This window comes from Nonomuraea sp. NPDC001699, assembly GCF_053596455.1.
In genome coordinates this window covers 504,095-519,755 of the sequence record NZ_JBSFGF010000005.1, presented here as the reverse complement: position 1 = coordinate 519,755, position 15,661 = coordinate 504,095, and the positions used below count along the sequence as shown (strand labels likewise).

General features: G+C 69.5%; 15 protein-coding genes and 1 tRNA gene. 10 read left to right on the top strand and 6 right to left on the bottom strand.

Annotated features, from left to right (window positions below; all coding sequences use genetic code 11):
* The first annotated feature begins 21 nt into the window (after positions 1 to 21).
* A complete protein-coding gene (locus ACWCSU_RS19110) occupies positions 22 to 1,368 on the top strand; it encodes a hemolysin family protein (protein ID WP_357693130.1) in 1,347 nt (448 codons plus the stop codon).
* Positions 1,365 to 2,411 (top strand): hemolysin family protein, encoded by a 1,047-nt coding sequence (locus tag ACWCSU_RS19105; protein WP_357693132.1) that lies wholly within the window; start codon positions 1,365 to 1,367, stop codon positions 2,409 to 2,411. Before ACWCSU_RS19110 ends, ACWCSU_RS19105 begins: the two co-directional genes overlap by 4 nt.
* Here the strand turns inward: ACWCSU_RS19105 and pdhA are convergent.
* Both pdhA and ACWCSU_RS19095 read right to left on the bottom strand, forming a co-directional pair.
* Positions 2,381 to 3,460, bottom strand: a complete 1,080-nt coding sequence (gene pdhA / locus ACWCSU_RS19100; RefSeq protein ID WP_449936353.1) for a pyruvate dehydrogenase (acetyl-transferring) E1 component subunit alpha — start codon at positions 3,458 to 3,460, stop codon at positions 2,381 to 2,383. The genes ACWCSU_RS19105 and pdhA overlap by 31 nt on opposite strands.
* Before the next feature lie 381 nt (positions 3,461 to 3,841).
* A tRNA-Leu gene (locus tag ACWCSU_RS19095) sits at positions 3,842 to 3,924 on the bottom strand.
* 198 nt (positions 3,925 to 4,122) lie between these two features.
* Here ACWCSU_RS19095 and ACWCSU_RS19090 point away from each other — a divergent pair.
* The 7 genes from ACWCSU_RS19090 (at position 4,123) to pknB (ending at position 12,839) form a co-directional block, all read left to right on the top strand.
* Positions 4,123 to 4,863: an FhaA domain-containing protein gene (locus ACWCSU_RS19090; protein ID WP_125640997.1), complete on the top strand. Its 741-nt coding sequence runs from the start codon at positions 4,123 to 4,125 to the stop codon at positions 4,861 to 4,863.
* A gap of 17 nt (positions 4,864 to 4,880) precedes the next feature.
* Positions 4,881 to 5,351, top strand: coding sequence for an FHA domain-containing protein FhaB/FipA (locus ACWCSU_RS19085; RefSeq protein WP_357693136.1), 471 nt, complete (start codon positions 4,881 to 4,883; stop codon positions 5,349 to 5,351).
* Positions 5,348 to 6,646: a Stp1/IreP family PP2C-type Ser/Thr phosphatase gene (locus ACWCSU_RS19080; RefSeq protein WP_449936351.1), complete on the top strand. Its 1,299-nt coding sequence runs from the start codon at positions 5,348 to 5,350 to the stop codon at positions 6,644 to 6,646. The genes ACWCSU_RS19085 and ACWCSU_RS19080 overlap by 4 nt, the downstream gene beginning before the upstream one ends.
* Positions 6,647 to 8,065, top strand: a complete 1,419-nt coding sequence (locus tag ACWCSU_RS19075; RefSeq protein ID WP_449936350.1) for an FtsW/RodA/SpoVE family cell cycle protein — start codon at positions 6,647 to 6,649, stop codon at positions 8,063 to 8,065.
* The gene (locus ACWCSU_RS19070; RefSeq protein WP_357693142.1) at positions 8,062 to 9,522 is read left to right on the top strand and encodes a peptidoglycan D,D-transpeptidase FtsI family protein; all 1,461 of its coding nucleotides are present in this window, start codon (positions 8,062 to 8,064) and stop codon (positions 9,520 to 9,522) included. The genes ACWCSU_RS19075 and ACWCSU_RS19070 overlap by 4 nt, the downstream gene beginning before the upstream one ends.
* Before the next feature lie 21 nt (positions 9,523 to 9,543).
* Positions 9,544 to 10,914, top strand: coding sequence for a protein kinase domain-containing protein (locus tag ACWCSU_RS19065; RefSeq protein ID WP_449936348.1), 1,371 nt, complete (start codon positions 9,544 to 9,546; stop codon positions 10,912 to 10,914).
* Positions 10,915 to 10,997: 83 nt separating this feature from the next.
* On the top strand, positions 10,998 to 12,839 hold the full coding sequence (gene pknB, locus ACWCSU_RS19060; RefSeq protein WP_449936346.1) for a Stk1 family PASTA domain-containing Ser/Thr kinase: 1,842 nt from the start codon (positions 10,998 to 11,000) through the stop codon (positions 12,837 to 12,839).
* Between the two features lie 173 nt (positions 12,840 to 13,012).
* On the opposite strand, the gene ACWCSU_RS19055 is transcribed toward pknB, so the two are convergent.
* Genes ACWCSU_RS19055 through ACWCSU_RS19045 form a run of 3 tightly spaced genes read right to left on the bottom strand, consistent with a single transcriptional unit; the run spans position 13,013 to position 14,365 of the window.
* Positions 13,013 to 13,585 carry an anthranilate synthase component II gene (locus tag ACWCSU_RS19055; protein WP_357693148.1) on the bottom strand — a complete coding sequence of 191 codons (573 nt, stop codon included), beginning with the start codon at positions 13,583 to 13,585 and terminating at the stop codon, positions 13,013 to 13,015.
* A complete protein-coding gene (locus tag ACWCSU_RS19050; protein ID WP_449936343.1) occupies positions 13,582 to 13,740 on the bottom strand; it encodes a hypothetical protein in 159 nt (52 codons plus the stop codon). Before ACWCSU_RS19050 ends, ACWCSU_RS19055 begins: the two co-directional genes overlap by 4 nt.
* A gap of 1 nt (position 13,741) precedes the next feature.
* Positions 13,742 to 14,365: a class E sortase gene (locus ACWCSU_RS19045; RefSeq protein ID WP_357693152.1), complete on the bottom strand. Its 624-nt coding sequence runs from the start codon at positions 14,363 to 14,365 to the stop codon at positions 13,742 to 13,744.
* 144 nt (positions 14,366 to 14,509) lie between these two features.
* On the opposite strand from ACWCSU_RS19045, the gene ACWCSU_RS19040 reads away from it, so the two are divergent.
* Complete coding sequence (locus tag ACWCSU_RS19040; protein WP_357693154.1) at positions 14,510 to 14,755, top strand: cell division protein CrgA; 246 nt, start codon at positions 14,510 to 14,512, stop codon at positions 14,753 to 14,755.
* A 34-nt stretch (positions 14,756 to 14,789) separates the two neighbouring features.
* Here ACWCSU_RS19040 and ACWCSU_RS19035 read toward each other — a convergent pair whose 3' ends face one another.
* Positions 14,790 to 15,653, bottom strand: a complete 864-nt coding sequence (locus ACWCSU_RS19035; RefSeq protein ID WP_357693156.1) for a rhomboid family intramembrane serine protease — start codon at positions 15,651 to 15,653, stop codon at positions 14,790 to 14,792.
* Positions 15,654 to 15,661 lie beyond the last annotated feature (8 nt).

The window sequence follows — 15,661 nt, the reverse complement described above, 5'->3', positions numbered from 1 at the left end:
TTCCTCTGAGGGCTCACTCTGGTGAGCGCCTATCTCGGCCTGCTGGCCCTTTTCCTCCTCACCGCCGCCACCGGCTACTTCGTCGCCCAGGAGTTCGCCTTCGTCGCCGCCGACCGGGGTCTCCTGCGCGAGCAGGCCGCCGCCGGTGACCCTGCGGCCGAAAAGGCGCTGCAGGTGACCTCCCGGCTCTCGTTCATGCTCTCGGGCGCCCAGCTCGGCATCACCGTCACGGCCCTGCTCGTCGGTTTCCTGGCCGAGCCCGCCATCGCCGTCCTGGTACGGCCCTGGCTCGGCACCACGGGCCTGCCCGACGCCGCGATCACGGGACTGTCCGTGGCCGCCGGTGTGTTCGTGGCGACCGTGGTGCAGATGGTGCTCGGCGAGCTGGCGCCGAAGAACCTCGGCATCGCCAGGCCCGAGACCGTGGCCAAGTTCCTGGCCGGGTCCACGCTGGTCTACCTGGCGGTCGTGGGACCGGTCGTCAAGCTGTTCGACTCCGCCGCCACCGGGCTCCTGCGCCGCGTCGGCATCGAGCCGGTCGAGGAGGTCGAGCACGGCGCGACCCCGGAGGAGCTGTCCCGGATCATCGAGGAGTCGACCCAGGCGGGCGAGCTGCCCCCGAGGCTTTCGGAGCTGCTGGAGCGCGCCCTGGAGTTCGGCGACCACAACGCCGAGGAGATCATGGTGCCGCGCCCCCGCGTGGTGGCGCTGCGCGACTCCCAGCCCATCTCCGACCTGCTTGACGTCATGCGCGAACGCGGCCACTCCCGCTACCCCGTGGTCGGCGACGACGGCGACGTGGTGGGCGTGACGGGCGTGCGCGAACTGCTGGAGTCCGGCCTGGACGAGGGCCTGGTCGGCAGCGTCACCCGTCCCGCGCTGCTGGTGCCCGACTCGCTGCCGCTGCCGGCCGTGCTCGACCGGATGCGCGCGGCCAACGACGACATCGTCTGCGTCATCGACGAGTACGGCGGCCTGGCCGGCGTGCTGACCGTCGAGGACCTGGCCGAGGAGCTGGTCGGCGAGCTCGTCGACGAGAACGACCCCGAGCCGGCGGGCGCCGTCGAGCGTCCCGGCGGCGTCTGGGAGGTGCCCGGCTGGCTCAGGCTCGACGAGGTCGAGCGCGCGACCGGCGTCGCGCTGCCGGAGAGCGACGACTACGACACCCTCGCCGGCCTGGTGCTGGCCCGGCTGGGCCGGATGCCCGACCCCGGCGACGTGGTGACCGTACCGATCGAGGGGGACACCGACCCGTTCGCCGACGACGCGGCCGAGCACCTGGCGGAGCTGACCGTCATGTCGCTCAACCGCCGGGTCCCCGAATGGGTGCGGCTCGCGCCCGTGCAGCACGCGGAGGCGTCCCGATGACGATGATCCTCATCAGCCTCGCGCTGCTGTTCTTCAACGCGCTGTTCGTGGCCGCCGAGTTCGCGTTCGTCTCCGCCAGACGGCACCGCCTGGAGGAGATGGCCTCGGGCGGCAACCGCCTGGTCAGGGTCGCGGCCAAGTCGGCCGTGGGCGGCGGGCGTCAGCTCTCGCTCATGCTGGCCGGCGCGCAGCTCGGCATCACGCTGTGCACGCTGGGCCTGGGCCAGGTCACCGAGCCCGCCATCGAGCACTTCCTGGAGCCGGCCTTCGCGGCCGTCGGCGTGCCGGAGTCGTTGCGCATGCCGATCGCGTTGACGATCGCGCTGGCGCTGGTGACGTTCCTGCACATGGTGGTGGGCGAGATGGCGCCCAAGTCGTGGGCGCTGACGCACCCCGAGCGGGCGGCGCTGGTCCTGACGCTGCCGTTCCGCGGGTTCACGCAGCTCATGCGCCCGCTGCTGTCGTCGCTGAACGCGCTGACCAACCTCATACTGCGGCTCTTCGGCGTGCAGCCGCGTGACGAGCTGGCCACCACCCGCACTCCCCGGCAGCTCGCCATGCTGGTGGGCGAGTCGGGCCGGATGGGCCTGCTCGACCGCGAGGAGCACGACCTGCTCACCCGCGCGCTGCGGCTCCAGGCCGAGGGCATCGAGCGCCTGATGGTCCCGATCGACCGGGCCGTCAAGGTGCTCCCGACCGCCGGAGCGGCCCAGATCAGGGCCAGGGCGGCGGGCAGTGGCCACCTGCGGCTGCTGGTGGGCGGCCCCGCCGGGATCGAGGGCGTCCTGCACGCCCGCGACGCCCTCCTGCAGCCCACGCTGACGGCCGGGGAACTGGCCAGGCCGCTGCCGAGGCTCGCCTGCGTCACGCAGGTCCCCGAGGCCGTGACGGCCCTTCAGGAAGCCCGTGCGCACCTGGCGCTGGTCACCGGCCAGGGCGGCGCGGTCATCGGCATGGTGAGCCTCACGGACCTGCTGGGCGAGCTCCTGGACACCAAGGCCGCCTCGCGCGCCTACTCCCCGGCGGCGAACCCGTCGAGGTAGGCGGCGTGCTGGGCCCGCTCGGACTCGATCAGCGCGTGCGGCTCGGCGTAGACGTGGTCGAACATCGCAGAAGGGACGGGGTCGGGCAGTTCGAGGCAGCGCCTCCGCAGCTCGGCCCCGATCTTGGCGGCGTCGGCCTCGACCTCGTCGAAGAAGTCCTCCCCGGTGCCGGCCGCGGTCAGGTACGCCCTGACCCGCTCGATGGGGTCGCGCCGCCGCCATGCCTCCACGTCGTCCTTGGCCCGGTAGCGGGTGGGGTCGTCGGAGGTGGTGTGCGCCCCCATCCGGTACGTGAACGCCTCGACGAGCGTGGGCCCCTGCCCTGACCGCGCGTCCGCCAGCGCCTTGCGGGTGACCGCGAGGCAGGCCAGCACGTCGTTCCCGTCGACCCGGACGCCGGGGAAGCCGAAGCCCTCGGCCCTGCGGTACAGCGGGATGCGCGACTGGCGCTCCTGCGGCTCGGAGATGGCCCACTGGTTGTTCTGGCAGAAGAACACGATCGGCGCGTGGCAGGCCCCCGCGAAGACGAACGCCTCGTTCACGTCGCCCTGGGACGTGGCGCCGTCGCCGAAGTAGGCGATGGTCGCCCCGGCCTTGTCGGTGCCGATGACGCCGTCGCGCTGCATGCCCATCGCGTATCCGGTGGCGTGCAGCGCCTGGGTCCCGATCACGATCGTGTAGAGGAAGAAGTTGTGCCGGGCCGGGTCCCAGCCGCCGTGGTTGACGCCCCGCCACATGGCGACCACGTCGAGCGGGTCCATCCCGCGGCAGTAGGCGACCCCGTGCTCCCGGTACGAGGGGAAGACGGCGTCCAGATCGCCGACGGCTCGCCCGGAACCGACCTGGGCGGCCTCCTGACCGAGCAGGGACGTCCACAGCCCCAGCTCCCCCTGCCGCGCGAGCGCGACAGCCTCGGAGTCGATCCGCCGGACGACCACGAGATCCCGATAAAGACTGCGAATCTCATCATCCGAGATAAGCAACGGATATTCCGGATGCTCCACGCGCTCGCCGGAGGGCGTGAGCAACTGAACCATCGAGTCATCCATGAGCGGCAACCCCCCTGAACGGAACCCAGCGGCCACAGTTTGCCGTAGCCCCCAGGATCACCCGAACCCGCCCACCAAACCAATGTGACCTAAATCACGCAAGCCACCCGAAAGCCCCCTGCAAGGACCCCGATCTAAAGTCGTTTGAGCCACGTCACAAGAAAGAAACCACAGGACCCTTGCGAACCAAGACACGGTACGAAACGGTGGGCCAGTCCAAAAGAGGCGAGAGGGCAACCACCATGAACGGGGGCCCGGGGGAGAATCCCCCGAAGCTTGTCCCCCTGGGGGTCCGGGGGTTATCCCCCGGGCAGATATGACGAGGGGACCCGAGGAAGCCGGCCTGTAAGGCCGGCGACCAAGGATCCCCTAGTCACCAAGTGGGCGAGGAGGGATTTGAACCCTCACGTCCTTTCGGACACACGGACCTGAACCGTGCGCGTCTGCCGTTCCGCCACCCGCCCGTTTGTGGGTGCGGAGAAACAGTAGCACGGAACAGCCACTGGTACTGAACCCGGATACGATCGCAGAAGACACGGAAGCGGAGGAGCTGGGCGCGACTGGCAACGAGCGTCACGACGCCGCCACGTGGGACGAGCGGAAACCGGGCGCCAGAAGCGTCTGGGGCCGCGATCATATGCAGGGAAGAAGGGAGGTACCCGGTGGGAGTCCTTCAGCGCTTCGAGCGAAGGCTCGAAGGCTTGGTTGAGGGGGCCTTTGCGCGGGCGTTCAAATCTGACCTTCAGCCGGTCGAGGTCGCCAGCGCGGTTCAGCGGGAGATGGATGAGCGGGCGGCGATCGTCGCACAGGGCCGCACGCTCGTGCCCAACGACTTCGTGGTGGAGCTGTCCACGACCGACAGCGAGAGGCTTGAGGTCTACGCCGACAGCATCAGCCACGAACTGGCCAACCTCGCCAGGGAGTATGCCAAGGAACAGGGCTATTCCTTCGTGGGACCGGTCCGGGTGCGCTTCGAGACCGCCGGAGACCTGGCTGTGGGCCTGTTCCGCATCCGGTCGGGCGTCATCCGCGGCGCGACGGTCGAGCAGGACGAGATCCGCCAGCCGGCGAGCGACCTGCCCCCGTCCAGGCCCGGGGCCTTCAACGGGCGGCCCAGGCTGCTCGTCTCCACCCAGGACGACCCGCAGGGCGACCGCTCCTACGAGCTCACCACGCCGGTGACCTTGCTCGGCAGGGGCACCGACTGCGATCTTCGTCTTGTCGATCCGGGAGTGTCGCGGCATCATGCGGAGCTGCGCGTCGAGGGCCAGCTCGTGGCCCTCGTCGATCTCGGTTCGACGAACGGCACCTTCGTCAATGGCCAGCCGGTACGCAGAATCGAGCTCCAGAACGGCACGCGAGTGACGCTGGGACGCACGACTCTGGTGTTCCGGCGCGATTAGGGGTAGACAGACGGTCCATGTCCGAGCTCACGCTGCTGCTGATCCGGCTCGCCTTCCTGGCGGTGCTGTGGTTCTTCGTCATTGCCGCAGTCGGCGTGATCCGGACTGACTTGTTCGGTTCACGCACGGCTCCCGCGGGCCCACGGAAAGCCGTGAAGCCCGCCAAACCGGTGGCCAAGCCCAAGAGCAAGAAGGGCGAGCCACGCCAGCTCATCGTTACCGGTGGCCCATTGCAGGGCACCACCATTAACCTCACGGAGACGCCCATCACCATTGGCCGGGCGAACGACGCCACGCTGGTAGTCAGCGACGACTACGCATCCAGCCGGCATGCCCGGCTCTTCCCTCAGGACGGTCAGTGGATCGTGGAAGATCTCGGTTCGACCAACGGCACGTATCTCGACCGCTCGAAAGTCACCCGTCCGACCCCGGTGCCGCTCGGTGTTCCGATCCGTGTCGGCAAGACAGTCATTGAATTGCGCAAATGACCATCGCACTCCGCTACGCCGCCCGCTCGGACGTCGGCCTCCTCCGCGAAGGGAACGAGGACTCGGCGTACGCTAGCGGCCGCCTGCTGGCCGTCGCCGACGGCATGGGCGGGCACGCACACGGCGAGGTGGCGAGTTCTGTCGCCATCGCCGCCATGGCCTCTCTGGAAGAGGCCCAACAGGGGGGTGACCTGCTCAACGCCATCGAGGCAGCGGTACGCGACGCCAATCGCCGGCTGCACGAGATGGTCGGGCGGGATCCCAGCCTCAAAGGCATGGGCACGACGCTCACCGCCATGCTCTGGAACGGCACCCAGGTCGCCCTGGTGCACGTGGGCGACTCGCGCGCCTACCTCCTGAGACGCGGCGAGCTCTACCAGATCACCCATGACCACACCCTGGTGCAGCAGCTCGTCGACGACGGGCGCATCACGCCCGAAGAGGCGGCCACGCACCCCCAACGATCGATCCTGCTGCGCGCCCTCGACGGCAGCGGCGAGGTCGACCCCGACCTCACGCTGCGCGAGGCGCAGGTGGGCGACCGCTACCTGCTCTGTTCCGACGGCCTGTCGGGCGTGGTGAGCGCAGAGACACTGCACGCCACGCTCACCAACATCGACGACCCCGAAGAGGTGGTCCGCCAGCTCATCGATCTGGCGAACCGGGGCGGCGGGCCCGACAACATCACGTGCGTGCTCGCCGACGTGCTGGAGATCACCGACGGCCAGGAGGTTCCCGCGGAGCCCGCAGTGGTCGGCGCCGCGGGGATGACCAGGCTACGAGGAGGCGCCCCGGAGACCCAGCCGGGGCGAGTGAGCGCGGTGACCGCACCCCAGCCGGCGATCACCGACGGCGACGACCTCGATGAGCCGGTCGCGCAGGCGACCCGGCGTTCGGGGCGGCGTCGTCGTGTGTGGCCCGTGCTGGTCACCGTGCTCGGGGTGGGCGTCGTCGCCTTGGGCGCCGGCGGTTACCTCGGATGGCAGTGGACCCAGGACCAGTTCTTCGTCGGTGCCAGGGGCGACGAAGTGGTCATCTTCCAGGGGATCAAGCAGGAGGTGGGCCCGATCGAGTTCTTCCACGTGGAGAAGCGCACGGGCCGTCCGCTCTCCAAGCTGTCCCCGGCGGACCAGGCCCTGATCAAGAGCGGCATCCCCGTCACCGACGTCGACGAAGGCGTGACGAAGATAAACGGATTGAAGTTCTCCCAGGACGACAAGGGCGACACGGGCGACACGACCTCCACCACGGCCACGTCCCCGACTCCCTCCGCCACCAAGACGAAATCGCAATAAATGGCAGAAATGGTCGCGACCCCCGTCCCGATGCCGGCCAAACGGCGGATGGCCCAGCTGGTCCTGCTCGCCTTGGCGGTGCTGATCATCATGGGCGCCTACGCCAACGTCGGCCTGGCCGTCGACGGCAAGGTTCCCGCCGGCATGCTGGCCTACGGGCTGGGCCTGGGCGGCCTGATGCTGGCGGCCTACTTGGTGCTGGCCAAGTTCGCACCCTGGGCCGACCCGCTGATCCTGCCGCTGGTGACGCTGATCAACGGTCTAGGGCTGGTGATGATCTACCGGCTGGAGTCGGCCGACATGGGCGGCGCCTCCACGACCAACCAGATCATGTGGACCGGGGTCGGCGTCGTGATGTTCTCGATCACCCTGGTCGTGCTGCGCGACCACCGCATGCTGCAACGCCTGACGTACACGGCGGGCGCGGTGGGCCTGGTGCTGCTGGCGATCCCGGCGCTGCTGCCCGGCTCGCTCAGCGAGGTGCAGGGCGCGAAGATCTGGATCCGCATCGGCGGCTTCTCCATCCAGCCGGGCGAGTTCGCCAAGCTGGCGCTGGTGATCTTCTTCGCCGGCTACCTGGTGGCCAAGCGTGACGTGCTGGCCCTGGCCGGGCGGCGGTTGCTCTTCATCGACCTGCCGCGGGCCAGAGACCTCGGCCCGGTCCTGGTCACCTGGGGGCTCAGCCTGCTGGTGCTGGTCTTCGAGAAGGACCTGGGCACCTCGCTGCTGGTGTTCGGCACGTTCATCGCGATGCTCTACATCGCCACCCAGCGCACCTCGTGGGTGCTCATCGGCATCCTGCTCTTCGTCGGCGGCGCCTTCCTCGCCGGGCAGGTCTTCGACCACGTCGGCGCGCGTTTCGCCGCCTGGCTCGACCCGAGCAACCCGGTCTACTTCGGCACGGCCCCCGTCTGCCTGGAGGACCCGCCGGGCGACCCGATGTGCAGCAAGAGCTACCAGATCATGCAGGGGCTGTTCGGGTTCGGCGCGGGCGGCATCCTCGGCACCGGGCTCGGCCAGGGCCACCCCGACCTGATCCCGCTGAGCTTCTCCGACTTCATCTTCGCCGCGACCGGCGAGGAGCTCGGGCTGACCGGCCTGATGGCGCTGCTCATGCTCTACGCCCTGCTGGTCGAACGCGGCCTGCGCACCTCGCTCGTGGCCCGCGACCCGTTCTCGAAGCTGCTGGCGGGCGGCCTGTCGTTCATCCTCGCCTGGCAGGTGTTCATCATCGTCGGCGGCGTGACGAACCTCATCCCGCTGACCGGCCTGGTCACCCCGTTCATGTCGCAGGGCGGTTCGGCCCTGCTGGCTAACTGGATCCTTATCGCGCTCCTGGTACGCATGTCAGACGCGGCGCGACGGCCCCCGCCCCAGGCGATCCAGAACGAAGGACTCACCCAGGTGTTCCAGCGATGAACAGCACTTTGAAGCGCGCGGCCGTGGCCTGCCTGGTCATGTTCGCGCTTCTGATGATCAACGTGAACATCCTCCAGGCGGTCCGGGCCGACGACTACCGCTCCAACCCGAGCAACCGCCGCAACTACTACGAGCGCTACGCCGTCGAGCGCGGCCGGATCACCGCCGGCGGCAAGGTGATCGCCCAGTCGGTGGAGACCGACAACAAGAACTTCCGGTTCATCAGGAAGTACGCCGACGGGAAGCTCTACGCGCACGTCACGGGCTACTTCTCGCCCGAGAGCGCGAGCGCGATCGAGGGCACCCAGAACAAGCTGCTCGACGGCTCCAGCGCCGACCTGCTGCTGCGGCGGAGCATCGACCTGTTCACGGGCGAGCCCACCAGGGGCGCGAACGTCGACCTCACGATCAACCCCAAGGCGCAGAAGGCGGCCTACGACGCGTTGCGCTCGAGCGGCAAGCGCGGCGCGCTGGTGGCGCTCGACCCGAAGACCGGCGGGATCCTGGCGATGGTGTCGCTGCCCACCTTCGACCCCGCCGAGCTGTCGGGCACCGACAAGGGCAAGGTGTTCGGCCGCTACAACGAGCTGGACAAGGACAAGAGCCAGCCGCTGCTCAACCGGGCCATCGCCCAGACGTACCCGCCGGGGTCGACGTTCAAGGTGGTGACGGCGGCGGCGTACCTGGAGGACGACTCCTCGCGCGGCCCGAGCACCACCGTCGAGGCGCCGCAGCGGCTGCCGCTGCCCAACACCACCATCAGCCTGCCCAACTACGGCGGCGCGGCCTGCGGCGCCGGCCAGGTCCAGCTCGTGTACGCGCTGGAGAAGTCCTGCAACACGCCGTTCGCCAAGATCGGCATGCAGCTGGGCTACGACAAGCTCAACGAGCAGACCGAGAAGTTCGGCATGGGCAAGCAGATCGGCGTGCCGATGTCGGTGGCCCAGAGCGACTTCGGCAGCAAGTACGACGACGCGGCGCTCGCCATGGCCTCGATCGGCCAGCGCGACAACCGGATGACGCCCCTGCAGATGGCCATGGTGGCGGCCGGCATCGCCAATGACGGCAAGGTGATGAAGCCGTACCTGGTGAACAAGATCACCGACTCCAAGAACGACGTCATGGAGGAGGCCAAGCCCGAGGAGCTGACCGAAGCGGTCAGTTCCGAGACGGCGGGCAAGCTGCGCGACATGATGGTGAGCGTGGTCAACAACGGCACGGCCAACCTCGCGCAGGTGCCGGGCGTCCAGGTGGCGGGCAAAACCGGCACCGCGGAGACGGCCGACGGCGCGCCACCGCACGCCTGGTTCATCTCCTTCGCGCCTGCCGAGGACCCGAAGGTGGCGCTGGCGGTCATCGTCGAGTCCGGCGCCGCCAACGTCGGCGCGGAGGCCACGGGCGGCCACACCGCCGCCCCGATCGCAAAGGCTGTGCTGGAGGCGGTGCTGAACAAGTGAATGACGGTAACGTGCTGGGTCATGCGGCTCCGTAACCGCTATCTCCTGCTCTCCCGCATCGCCACGGGCGGTATGGGAGAGGTGTGGCGCGCCCGTGACGAGCTTCTGGGCCGCGAGGTCGCGGTCAAGATCCTGCGCAGCCACATGCACGCCGACCCCACGTTCCGCGAGCGCTTCCGCAACGAGGCGCGCCTCACCGCCGCCCTGGCCGACCCCGGGGTGGCCCAGATCTTCGACTACGGCGAGCAGAGCGACCTGGCCTACCTCGTGATGGAGCTGGTGCACGGCGAGCCGCTGTCGGCCATCCTGGCGCGCAACGGCGCGCTCGGGCCCGAGGTGGCGCTCGACGTGGTGCACCAGACCGCCAAGGCGCTGCACGCGGCCCACTCCTCCGGGATCATCCACAGGGACGTCAAGCCCGGCAACCTGCTGGTCACCCGCGAGGGCACGATCAAGGTGACCGACTTCGGCATCGCCCGCGCCCTGGAGGCCGCGCCGGTGACGCAGACCGGCACGGTGCTCGGCACGGCCCAGTACGTCAGCCCCGAGCAGGCCCAGGGTTTCCCGCTCACCCCCGCGACCGACCTCTACTCGCTGGGCGTGGTGGCCTACGAGTGCCTGGCGGGCCACACGCCGTTCCGGGCCGACAGCCAGGTGGCGATCGCGCTGCTGCACCTCAACGAGCAGCCGCCGCCGCTCACCGCGGACGTGCCCGTCCCGGTGCGCGATCTGGTCATGACGCTGCTGGCCAAGGAGCCGGGGATGCGTCCGGCCTCGGCGCTGGAGGCGGCCGACCGGGCGTACGTGCTGCGCCAGTCGCTGGTCGAGGGCGTCGAGCAGGGCGCCGTCCTCAGCATGTTCACCGATCCCGCGGGTTTCCGGGTGCGCGAGCCGGCCACGGAGGACCAGCAGGCGACCGAGAACCTCGCCCCGGCGACGACGGTCCAGAGCCCGCCCGAGCCGCCGGCCCGCAGCCGCCGCAGTGCGAGGACGCTGGCGCTGGTCGCCACCGCCGGCTGCGTGGCCGCGGTGGGCCTGAGCGCGATCACGTTCGCCAATCGCGATACGACGCCGCCGCCGCTTCCGGAGATCGCCGAACCCAGCCACTCCCCGATGCAGTCGCCTGAGCTGCTCAGGCCCACGCGGACGAAGAAGCACACGCGCCGACCACCCGCGCTTCCGGTGAAGTCGACGCGGCCGGTACCCTCGCGGTCGGCTACGGTAAGCAAGTCGGCTGCACCTACGAAGAAGCCGTCACCGAAGCCAACCCCGACCACCCGTACCCCGACTCCCACCCCCACCACCCCAACGCCCAGCAGGACACCGACAACTCCGACACCAACCGCTTCGCCGGACCCGGGTGGTACAAACCCGCCGCAGGAGGAGACGTGATGCGCTACGGGGTCGATGATGGACACCGGCGGCCCCCCGAGCAGGCCGGTACCCAAGATGAACGGTAAGGGACAGTGCAGGAAATGACTCAGCCTCGGCTACTCGGAGGTCGTTACGAGCTCGACGGTGTCGTCGGGCGCGGCGGCATGGCCGAGGTGTATCGCGCCCGAGACATCCGGCTGGACCGCATAGTCGCGATCAAGACCCTCCGCTCCGACCTGGCGCGCGATCACACCTTCCAGGCCCGTTTCCGCCGTGAGGCGCAGTCGGCGGCCTCGCTGAACCACCCCGCCGTCGTCGCCGTCTACGACACCGGCGAAGACGTCACCGACGGCACCCCCGTGCCCTACATCGTGATGGAGTACGTCGACGGCAGGACGCTGCGCGACCTGCTGCGCCAGGACCGGCGGCTGCTGCCCGAGCGGGCGGCCGAGCTGGTCGACGGCATCCTGCGCGCGCTCGACTACAGCCACCGCGGCGGCATCGTCCACCGTGACATCAAGCCGGCCAACGTGATGATCACGCGCGCCGGCGATGTCAAGGTGATGGACTTCGGCATCGCGCGCGCGATGGCCGACTCGGCCGCCACCATGACCCAGACCGCGCAGGTGATAGGGACCGCCCAGTACCTGTCGCCCGAGCAGGCCCGCGGCGAGCGCGTCGACGCCCGCAGCGACATCTACTCCACCGGCTGCGTGCTGTACGAGCTGCTCACCGGCCAGCCGCCGTTCACCGGCGACTCCCCGGTGGCGATCGCCTACCAGCACGTCCGCGAAGACCCGATCCCGCCCTCGCAGATCGACCGCGAGATCCCGGCGTGGGCCGACGCGATCGTGCTCAAGGCCATGGCCAAGGACCCGGCCCACCGCTACCAGAACTCCGGCGAGATGCGGGCCGACATCCAGCGCGCCATGTCCGGCATGCCGGTCGACGCGCAGACGATGGCGATGAACGGGAACTTCAACCAGGGCACCCGCATGATGACCGCCACCCAGGCGGCCCAGGGCCCGGCCACGCAGCGCACCGGCGCGATCCCGCCGTACGAGTACGAAGGCGGCGACGGCGGCAGCCGCGTGGGGCGGCGCAGGGCGTCCGGCGGCGGTGGCGGCAACGCGCTCAGGACCGCGCTGTGGATCGTCATCCCGCTGCTGGTCATCGGCGCCTTCGTCACGGTCGGCTACCTGGTGTTCGGCACCAAGGCCACGCCCACCGACGCCGGGATCCCCATCCCGGCCCTGGCCACGCAGAAGCTGGAGCCCGCTCAGCGCGCGCTCATCGGCCTGGGCCTGAAGCCCGAGGTGGTGCAGGAGGCCAGCGACGAGTTCGGCAAGGGCACGGTGATCAGGACCGAGCCCGCGGAGGGCGAGAAGGTCGACAAGGGCGCCACGGTCAAGCTGTTCGTCTCCAAGGGCAAGGAGAAGGTCGCCGTGCCCGACGGGCTCATCGGCATGACCACCACGGAGGCGATCAAGGCCCTCGACGACGTCGGGCTGAAGGGCGTGGTCAAGACCAAGCAGTCCAGCAAGCCGCAGGGCAAGGTCTTCGAGACCAAGCCGGCGGCCGGCACCGAGATCGAGAAGGACACCAGCGTCACCCTCTACGTGCCCTTCGAGCTGACCGAGCTGCCCGACGTGACCGGCTACACCCAGCAGGACGCCACCGCCACGCTCAAGGGCGCCGGCTTCAAGGTGAAGGTCTCGCCGCAGGCCAACGATCAGGCCGAGGGCACGGTCATCCAGCAGAACCCGCCCGCGGGCCAGAAGCTGATGCCGGGCACGACGATCACGATCGTGGTGTCCACCGGTCCCGAGACGGCTCCGCCGCCCACCAACGAGCAGCCGACCCAGCAGCCGACCGACGACCAGACGGACTTCCCGTCCGACGAGCCGACCGAGGACAACCCGATCGGCGACGACGAGTTCTGACGGCTGACGAAGCACGACGGGCCGCCTTTCCCCACGGGGAGGGCGGCCCTCGTCGTTCTCCCGGAAGGGTTCCGCGGCGCCGGCCGTCCAGGGGCGGGCGCGAAGAGCGCCCCCGCCGCTCGGGGGCAACGGCGGGGGCGCTCATTTGGTAGTCGCTCTGCGCGAGCCGGGCGTTACACGATCCCGCGCAGCCAGTTCCCCAGCAGCCGGTGGCCGTGCTCGGACAGCACCGACTCGGGGTGGAACTGGATCCCTTCGATCGGCGCGTGGCGGTGGCGCAGGCCCATGATGACCCCGTCGTCGGTGCGGGCGGTCACGTCGAGGACCTCGGGGACGGTCTCCGGCAGCACGGCGAGCGAGTGGTAGCGGGTCATCGGCACCGGCGACGGCAGGCTCTCGAAGACACCCTTGCCGTCGTGGAACACCGGGCTGGTGCGCCCGTGGACCAGCTCGGGCGCGCGGGCCACGGTGGCGCCGAAGGCGACCGCGATGGCCTGGTGACCGAGGCAGACGCCGAGCAGGGGCGTGCCGCGCTCGGCGGCGCGCAGCACCAGGGGCACGCTCACGCCGGCCGCCTCCGGCGTGCCGGGCCCCGGGCTGACGAGGACGCCGTCGAAGCCGTCGCCGTCGCGCACGCCGACGACGTCGCGGGGGCGGACGTCGCAGTCGGCGCCCAGGACGCGCAGGTACTGGACGATCGTGTGGACGAAGCTGTCGTGGTTGTCCACGACCAGCAGGCGGGTCATCTTCTTACGGTCACCTCGTCGAGCGTCACCGCGGGCTCCAGGAGCGGGAACACGGCATACCAGAGTACGACCCCCACGACCACGACCAGCAAGGCGGCCGTCAGCACCTTGGTACGGGGGTCGCCGGGCAGTTTGCGCCAGATCCAGCCGTACATGTCATTCCTTTCTGAGCTCGGTCTTCTTGAGGACGCCGTACACGATGAGGCGTTGGGCGGCGGAGTACTCGGGGTGGCAGGTGGAGAGGGTGATGTAGGCGCGGATGGGGCGGATGTCGGGCTTGCCGGGCACGGGGGCGAGCACGTCCACCTCGGTGGGCTCCACGATGTCCTGGGACGTGACGCGGTAGGTGTAGCGGGCCTCGGGGGCGTCCACGATGATCTCGTCGCCGCGTTCGAGCTCGTCGATCTCGTTGAACGGGGCCGCGTACGTGGTCCGGTGGCCCGAGAGCACGAAGTTGCCGATCTGGCCGGGCATGGCGCTGTCGGGATAGTGTCCCGGGCCCTTCTTCAGGTGCTCGGCGTCCACGCCCTCGACGATGGCGTACCGGTAGTCGTGGCCGAGTCTCGGGATGCTCAGCATGGCGACGGCCTTGCCGAGCTCGATCTTGTCGATGCGGCCGCGGTCGTGCTCCGCCTTCTCGGCGGCCAGCTCGCGCTGGAGCAGCAACTGCTGGCTCTTGGTGTAGGCGCCGGTGCCCCAGAGCAGGTAGGCGCAGAACAGCATGAGGACCAGGCCGGCGGTGATGCTCAGCTCCCCCACGGCCCGGAAGATGGACCGCATGTCGTCAGCGTATTCGTCACATCTCCCGACGCGGGGGATCGCCATGGCGTGCGCGTGGCGACTATCCTGGGGCACGCTTCAACTACGCTTAACGAAGAGCCTGTGGACGATCCGGAAGCCCAGGCCCTCAGCAGGAGTTACCCAGTGCCCAAGTCCAAGGCTCGCAAGAAGGCGGTTTACACGCCGCCGCAGAAGTCCCAGCAGATCAAGGTCAGCCCGCGCTGGCTGGCGCCCACCATGGTGGTGTCGTGGATCATCGGCATCCTGTGGATCGCGATCTACTACGTCGCCCCGCAGGCGCCCTTCTTCAGCGACCTCCAGAACTGGAACCTGCTGATCGGGTTTGTGTTCATCATCTTCGGTGTGGTTCTTTCCACCCGCTGGCGTTAGTTCTTTCCACAGTCTTTTCCACAGCCTGGGGAAGTCAGATCGAGCTCAGGATCGCCGAGGTCCGGGCCATCACGAGCACGGCTAGCACGGCCAGCGCTCCCACGATCGCCAGCACCTGCCACAGGGTCCTGTTGTTCTTGGGGGCGTAGGCCATCGCTCCCGCCAGCAGCGAGCCGGTGATCAGGCCGCCGACGTGCCCGGTCCAGCTGATGCCGGGGAACACGAAGGTGATCACCAGGTTGATCACGATGAGCATGGCGATGCCGCGTACGTCCATGTTGAGCTTGCGGCTCACCACGAAGATGGCGCCGAACAGGCCGAAGATGGCTCCGGACGCGCCCACCGTCGGCTGGCTCAGCGGGTCGAGCCAGAGGCTGAGCGTGCTGCCGCCGACGGCGCTGATGAGGTAGAGCGACGCGAAGCGCACGTGGCCGAAGGCGCGCTCCAGGTAGGGCCCGACGACGTAGAGGGCCCAGCAGTTGAACAGGATGTGGAAGACGCCCGCGTGCACGAACGCGGCGCTGACCAGCCGGTAGTAGTCGCCGAGGACCGCCACTCCGGCCGGCCACATCTGCAGCGTGCCGGTGACCGTGGGCATGACGTATTGGGCGCCGAAGACGAGGACGTTGAGGGCCAGGATGGCCCAGGTGACGTACGGCGTGCTGACGACCTGGCCGCCGAAGGTGGAACGGGCCTGGCGGAAGCCCTGGTTGCCCTGGGCGACGCATTCGGGGCACTGGAAGCCCACGGCGGCGTCGCGCATGCAGTCGGGGCAGATGGGCCGGTCGCAGCGCTGGCAGCGGACCCAGGTCTCCCTGCCGGGGTGCCGGAAGCACGTGGGGACCGCCTCGGCGGGCTGCTCGGGCTGCGAGGGCGGGCTGGGCGGCTGGCTGGTCATGTCCAGAG

Excerpts from the sequence above, each read along its gene's own strand:
- pknB (WP_449936346.1), top strand. The coding sequence starts at position 10,998 with ATGACTCAGCCTCGGCTACTCGGAGGTCGTTACGAGCTCGACGGTGTC.
- ACWCSU_RS19050 (WP_449936343.1), bottom strand. The coding sequence starts at position 13,740 with ATGTACGGCTGGATCTGGCGCAAACTGCCCGGCGACCCCCGTACCAAG.
- ACWCSU_RS19070 (WP_357693142.1), top strand. The coding sequence starts at position 8,062 with ATGAACAGCACTTTGAAGCGCGCGGCCGTGGCCTGCCTGGTCATGTTC.
- ACWCSU_RS19075 (WP_449936350.1), top strand. The coding sequence starts at position 6,647 with ATGGCAGAAATGGTCGCGACCCCCGTCCCGATGCCGGCCAAACGGCGG.
- ACWCSU_RS19045 (WP_357693152.1), bottom strand. The coding sequence starts at position 14,365 with ATGCGGTCCATCTTCCGGGCCGTGGGGGAGCTGAGCATCACCGCCGGC.
- ACWCSU_RS19080 (WP_449936351.1), top strand. The coding sequence starts at position 5,348 with ATGACCATCGCACTCCGCTACGCCGCCCGCTCGGACGTCGGCCTCCTC.
- ACWCSU_RS19085 (WP_357693136.1), top strand. The coding sequence starts at position 4,881 with ATGTCCGAGCTCACGCTGCTGCTGATCCGGCTCGCCTTCCTGGCGGTG.
- ACWCSU_RS19105 (WP_357693132.1), top strand. The coding sequence starts at position 1,365 with ATGACGATGATCCTCATCAGCCTCGCGCTGCTGTTCTTCAACGCGCTG.
- ACWCSU_RS19055 (WP_357693148.1), bottom strand. The coding sequence starts at position 13,585 with ATGACCCGCCTGCTGGTCGTGGACAACCACGACAGCTTCGTCCACACG.
- ACWCSU_RS19065 (WP_449936348.1), top strand. The coding sequence starts at position 9,544 with ATGCGGCTCCGTAACCGCTATCTCCTGCTCTCCCGCATCGCCACGGGC.
- ACWCSU_RS19035 (WP_357693156.1), bottom strand. The coding sequence starts at position 15,653 with ATGACCAGCCAGCCGCCCAGCCCGCCCTCGCAGCCCGAGCAGCCCGCC.
- pdhA (WP_449936353.1), bottom strand. The coding sequence starts at position 3,460 with ATGGATGACTCGATGGTTCAGTTGCTCACGCCCTCCGGCGAGCGCGTG.